Annotated in this window: 4 protein-coding genes; all 4 read left to right on the top strand. The window is 55.7% G+C overall.

Annotated features, from left to right (window positions below; translation table 11 throughout):
- Nucleotides 1-472: 472 nt before the first annotated feature.
- The gene (locus H0V78_12480) at nt 473-2,284 is read left to right on the top strand and encodes a methanol/ethanol family PQQ-dependent dehydrogenase (protein ID MBA2352555.1); all 1,812 of its coding nucleotides are present in this window, start codon (nt 473-475) and stop codon (nt 2,282-2,284) included.
- 101 nt (nt 2,285-2,385) lie between these two features.
- Nucleotides 2,386-3,114, top strand: a complete 729-nt coding sequence (locus H0V78_12475) for a c-type cytochrome (protein ID MBA2352554.1) — start codon at nt 2,386-2,388, stop codon at nt 3,112-3,114.
- A 460-nt stretch (nt 3,115-3,574) separates the two neighbouring features.
- Nucleotides 3,575-4,465, top strand: coding sequence for a quinoprotein dehydrogenase-associated putative ABC transporter substrate-binding protein (locus tag H0V78_12470; GenBank protein ID MBA2352553.1), 891 nt, complete (start codon nt 3,575-3,577; stop codon nt 4,463-4,465).
- A gap of 4 nt (nt 4,466-4,469) precedes the next feature.
- Nucleotides 4,470-5,504 (top strand): trypsin-like peptidase domain-containing protein, encoded by a 1,035-nt coding sequence (locus H0V78_12465; GenBank protein MBA2352552.1) that lies wholly within the window; start codon nt 4,470-4,472, stop codon nt 5,502-5,504.
- Nucleotides 5,505-5,741 lie beyond the last annotated feature (237 nt).

Genomic DNA, 5,741 nt, shown 5'->3' with positions numbered 1-5,741 from the left:
TTTTATACTTTCGACGAATCCAGCCATCTTCGAAATACCAGTGCGGCAAGTCGCGCGTCAAACGTTCCCGGATTGCTTCTTCGGAATAAACCTTCTCTTCTTTGCGCTCCATGGTCAGCCTCCGGATTAAAATGCCAGCGTATTCCGTTTGCATTATTCATACAATGCGGGCGCTGCTGCCATCACGTGCTTCCCTGACACAAGCTGTTCCGGTCGTCATCTGAACGTGCCGTTTCTGACACAGTGGCATGATGCGTCCGCCTACCCTTAATTGCCTGAAAAGCCGGTGCTTTTCTTCGCTGTTTTCGAACTGAAGTTTCTCCTTGTAACGGGTATAGGATGTGCTATATTCCAGGAAGGTAATTTAATAATTACCTTCCCCCTTTTGGTTGTTCTCCGATCCATCCGGATCAAAAAAAGGGGTCGTCATAAAAAGCGTAGTTCCATTCAAAACTCATAGGAGGAAGTTTATATGAGGATCAAAGCGAAGCTCCTGCCTCTCGCTCTGTCTCTGGCACTGCCAGGCGCGGCATTGGCGAACGAGGATCTGACGAAGCTGATCAAAGACCCAAATAATTGGGCCATGCAGGCAGGTAACTATGAAAATCAGCGATATTCGGAATTGAAGCAAATCAATAAAAGCAACGTTAAAGACTTGCAAGTTGCCTGGACCTTCTCGACCGGCGTTCTACGCGGCCATGAAGGTGGTCCCCTGGTAATCGAAGACACGCTTTACATCCATTCTGCATTCCCGAATAAAGTGTTTGCGATCAACCTGGCCGACCAGACGATCAAGTGGAAGTACGAGCCGAAGCAAGACCCCAGCGTTATCCCGGTGATGTGCTGCGATACCGTTAACCGCGGTGTTGCGTACGCCGAAGGCAAGATTTTCCTGCAGCAAGCCGACACCAACTTGGTTGCACTGGATGCCAAGTCCGGCAAGGAACTGTGGAAAACCAAAAACGGCGAAGGCAACAGCGATCCCAAGTCCGGCGGCACCAATACCAATGCGCCCCATGTGTTCAAGGACAAAGTCATCACCGGTATTTCCGGCGGTGAGTTTGGCGTGCGCGGTTTTGTAGCGGCTTACGACATCAAGAGCGGCAAGCAAGTGTGGAAAGGGTACAGCACGGGTCCGGATGAAGAAATGCTGATTGATCCGGAAAAAACCACCTCGATGCTGAAGCCGGTCGGCAAGGATTCTTCGCTGAAAACCTGGAAGGGCGATCAGTGGAAAATCGGCGGCGGCACGACCTGGGGTTGGTATAGCTACGATCCAAAACTCAACCAGATGTATTACGGATCGGGCAACCCGAGCACGTGGAACCCTGCGCAGCGTCCTGGCGACAACAAATGGTCGATGACCATCTGGTCGCGCGATGTCGATACCGGCAAAGCGAAGTGGGTTTATCAGATGACCCCGTTCGATGAGTGGGATTTTGACGGCGTTAACGAGATGATACTGTCGACCCAAAAGGTTGGCGGTAGTGATCGTGATGTTCTCGTCCACTTCGATCGTAACGGCTTCGGCTACACCCTGGATCGCAAAACCGGCGAGTTGCTGGTTGCTCAGAAGTACGATCCGAAAGTCAACTGGGCAACCCACGTTGACATGAAGACCGGACGTCCGCAAGTTGTGTCGAAGTACAGCACAGCCCAGAACGGTGCGGATGTCAACACCAAAGGCGTTTGCCCGGCGGCTCTGGGTACCAAAGACCAGCAGCCGGCGGCGTACTCACCGAAGACCAAGATGCACTATGTCCCGACCAACCACGTCTGCATGGATTACGAGCCGTTCAAGGTTGAGTACACCGCAGGTCAGCCGTATGTAGGCGCGACGCTGTCGATGTACCCGGCGCCTGGCAGCCATGGTGGCATGGGTAACTTCATCGCCTGGGACGCGTCGAGCGGCAAGATCGTCAAGTCAAAGCCGGAAAAGTTCTCGGTCTGGAGCGGCGTGCTGGCAACGGCCGGCGACATCGCTTGCTACGGTACTCTGGAAGGCTATCTGAAGTGCGTCGGCACCGACGATATCACCAAGGAACTGTACAAGTTCAAGACGCCATCCGGCATCATCGGCAACACCAATACCTGGATGTATAAAGGTAAGCAGTACCTTGGCGTACTGTCGGGTATCGGCGGCTGGGCGGGTATCGGCCTGGCAGCGGGTCTTGAGAAAGACACCGACGGTTTGGGCGCGGTCGGTGGTTACAAAGAACTCGCGAAGTACACAGAACTCGGCGGCGTGCTGACCGTGTTCGCCCTGCCCGGCAACCCGAAATAAAGCCGGAGCAACGCAGCACCCGTAGTTAAACTAAAAGACTGACATCTTGACTAACGTTGGGATGTCAGTTTTTTTTCGCCTTTTTCCTCAGGACCAAAACGATGAACATTGTTACGCTTGCATGTTTGCTGTTCGCCATTTCGTCCTCGGCGTGCTCCGATCGGAACGCAGACCAGGGCAAGCCTCAAACTGCCAAAGAGTCGGCGACCGAGGTGGTCAAATCACCTGCCGTGACGAATCCCGAAGCGGAAAAACCGACGGCGGTAGCAGAAGCTACGAAAGCTGATATGGCCGCTCCCGCGGCTGGGGCCGATGTCCCCAAAGTCGACACGGCTGCTCCCGCGGCTGCCGCTGATGCCCCCAAAGCCGATGCTGCCGTCGCCGATGCTGCCAAAGCAGAAGCCGATGCCCCTCCAAAAGCCGATGCTGCTGCGCCCAAAGCCGATGCGGACGCTCCTAAAGCCGATGCTGCCGCGCCCAAAGCCGAGGGCGGCGCTGCAGGCGGTGCGCCCTATAAAGTGAGCGAGGATGGCAAAAAAGTCGACGAAAAAACGTTCCTCGGTTATCAGGCCTATACGAACATTTGCGTTCCCTGTCATGGTCGTGATGCGACCGGCGGTATGGGGGGTGGCGCGAATCTGGTCGAAGGTCTGAAGAAGCTCTCCGCGGACGATGCGAAGCAGGTTATTTTGAATGGCCGCCCCGGAACCCTGATGGCGGGATTCAAAACGGTTCCCGCTGTGGCTGACAATATCGACGGTGTTTACGGCTATTTGAAGGGACGCTCGGATGGAAAAATCTGGGGCAAGACTCTGGAAAAAATGCAATAGGATCTAGTCTTGTATCTCGCAACAACTTGTTTATTTTGCACCGTTCGTGGGTGAGTCCGTCGAAGCATGAACGACGGTAGGCGGCCCTTCGACAGGCTCAGAGCCTGTCTCGAATGCCCTCGATTAGCACTCTCGAGGGCAAGCCTAATCGAGGGGCGAACGGCGAAGTAGGCAACTCGAACGGCGAAGTAGGCAACTAATTCGCGGACAGGACACTGCCAGGAAGTTGCAGTCGATACGTTGACTGAGCTTCCTGTCCAATTACTGTCCGGATCCATAGCCGTTCGGGTTAACGCATCTGGCTCAGTCGGATGCGCGCCCAGTCAGCGGCGATATCATTGGTATCCGACGCCCGCCCGTAGTATTGAGTCAAATCGTGCCGGCCGGCTCAAGTCATCGTAATTGCTCGATGCAACAGATGATCGAGTCCACACAAGGAAGTCCACACAAGGAAGTTTTCATGAATCGCTCATCGTTTTCCGGATTGCCGTTGGCCGGCGTCGTGGCTGCGCTATTTTTGTTTTCCGTTGCTCATGCGCAGGAGCGAGCGAAAGACGCCGCGCAGGCGCCGATCAAAGACGCTGCGCCTTCCGCTCTTCGCGTTTGCGCGGATCCCAATAATCTGCCGTTTTCGAATCGCAAAGGTGAAGGGTTCGAAAACAAGATCGCGGAATTGTTTGGCAAGGAAATGGGCGTCCCCGTCGAATACACGTGGTATCCGCAGCGCTTCGGTTTCATTCGCAACACGCTCCGCGCGCGCGTGCCTGAGAAAAATGGTTATAAATGCGATCTGATCATCGGCGTTCCCGCGGGTTACGGGGAAACTGCGACGACCCGGCCTTATTTCACCTCGACTTATGCGATGGCTTTCGTGGAGGGCCGCGGGCTGGATGACGTCAAGTCGCAGGAAGACGTCTTGAAGCTGCCGCCCGAGCGCTTGAAGAAGCTCAAGTTCGGCATTTTCGCGCAAACTCCACCCGTCGACTGGCTGTTGAAAAACCAATTGATGGAGCAGGCGATTCCCTACCAGAAGCAAAGCGGCGATCCGGAACAATCCACCTGGGGAGTCGTAGAGAAAGATCTCATCGAAGGGCGAATCGACGTCGCGTTCGTATGGGGACCGATCGGCGGCTACTTTGCGAAACAGGATCAGGGCGCAAAGATCGCCATCGTGCCGATGCACGCCGTGCCGGGCTCGCGGGTTCAGTTTGGTTACCCGATCGCGATGGGCGTTCGTCAGGCCGATAAAGACCTGAAAGCGCGGCTCGATAAAATGATTGCCGGTAACCAGGGAAAAATCGACCAGATTCTCGACGATTACGGTGTGCCGCGGGCAGATGCCGGCAAATGATCGCGTGAAACTGGTCCGGTTGCATCAGGGCAATCCGGGCAAACTGCTCGTCGCGGCGCTCAGCAGCATTCTGACCTGCGCAAGTCCCGCGTTCGCTGTCGATCGCGATCTGTTTATCAAGTTGTCGCCCAGCGTTCTGAAGGTCGAAGCATTCAACCCGGATGGCAGCATTTCGATCGGCTCCGGCGTGATGGTGGCCGAAGGCGCGGTCGCGACCAACTGCCATGTCACGCGCCGCGCGCGCCGCATCGAGTTGATCAAAAGCGGCCTGCGCTGGGCGGTGCAAAGTCAAAGCAGCCATCTGCGACACGATTTATGTCTGCTTTACGCGCGCCACGCGAATGTTCCCGTCGTCGTCATGAACAGTTCGAAACTGAAGCCGGGTCAAGCGGTGACGGCTGTCGGATTCATCGGTGGACTCGGCCCGCGTTTTTCCGAAGGGAGTGTCAAGGCTCTGCACGATTATGACAAAGGGATGGTGATCCAGAGCAGTACGCCGTTCAATTCCGGCGCAAGCGGCGGCGGCTTGTTCGATGAAGACGGGCGGCTGGTTGGCCTTGCGACATTCAAGGCCAGACGCGCGCGCGACGATTATCATTTTTCGCTGCCGATCCAGTGGATCATCGATCAGCTCGAAGCGGACGATGCGATTCCGGTCGGTCCGCTATCAGCCGGGGCGCCTTTCTGGGAGCAGAAAGACGAGCAGCCTTTTTTTCTGCGGGCGCTGGCCCTGGAGGCGAGCGGCGACTGGAAAGGCTTGCTTGACGTATCGGCAGACTGGGCCCGCGCTGAGCCAGCCAACGCGCATTCGTGGGTTTCGATCGGCAAGGCGCATTTCCATCTCGACCAGCACGCCGCGGCCATCGCCGCCTATCGCAAAGCGACCGCCATCGACGCGCAAGACGCCGAGGCGTGGTTTCAACTCGGCCTCGCGTTCGCCGATAAAGGGGAGAACAACGAGGTCGAGGAGGTGCAAATGGTTTTGAAAAACATTGATCCCGATCTTGCGGAACGGTTGGGCGCAGCCGCACTCCGTTAACAGGCTGTTGAAAAACTACTGCGCTTGCCAATACTTCGTTACTCACGGCCTCAAAACGAAGTTTCAGTGGAGACTAACCTTTAGGTTATGTCGTAACTAAAATGCTCATGTATTTCCATATCCATTCCGCTTTCTCTGCCATTCGCGCCTCGTCTTGGCTGCGCTTGCTGCGTTTTTCAACAGCCCGTTATCTGTCGTCAGGTTTTCAGCGCATATCCGGTATCCGGAACACAGTGT

It is taken from the genome of Burkholderiales bacterium (assembly GCA_013695435.1).
GTDB lineage: Bacteria > Pseudomonadota > Gammaproteobacteria > Burkholderiales > JACMKV01 > JACMKV01.
Note: the sequence above shows the minus strand (reverse complement) of the source record. Positions and strands in the feature narration are given on the sequence as shown.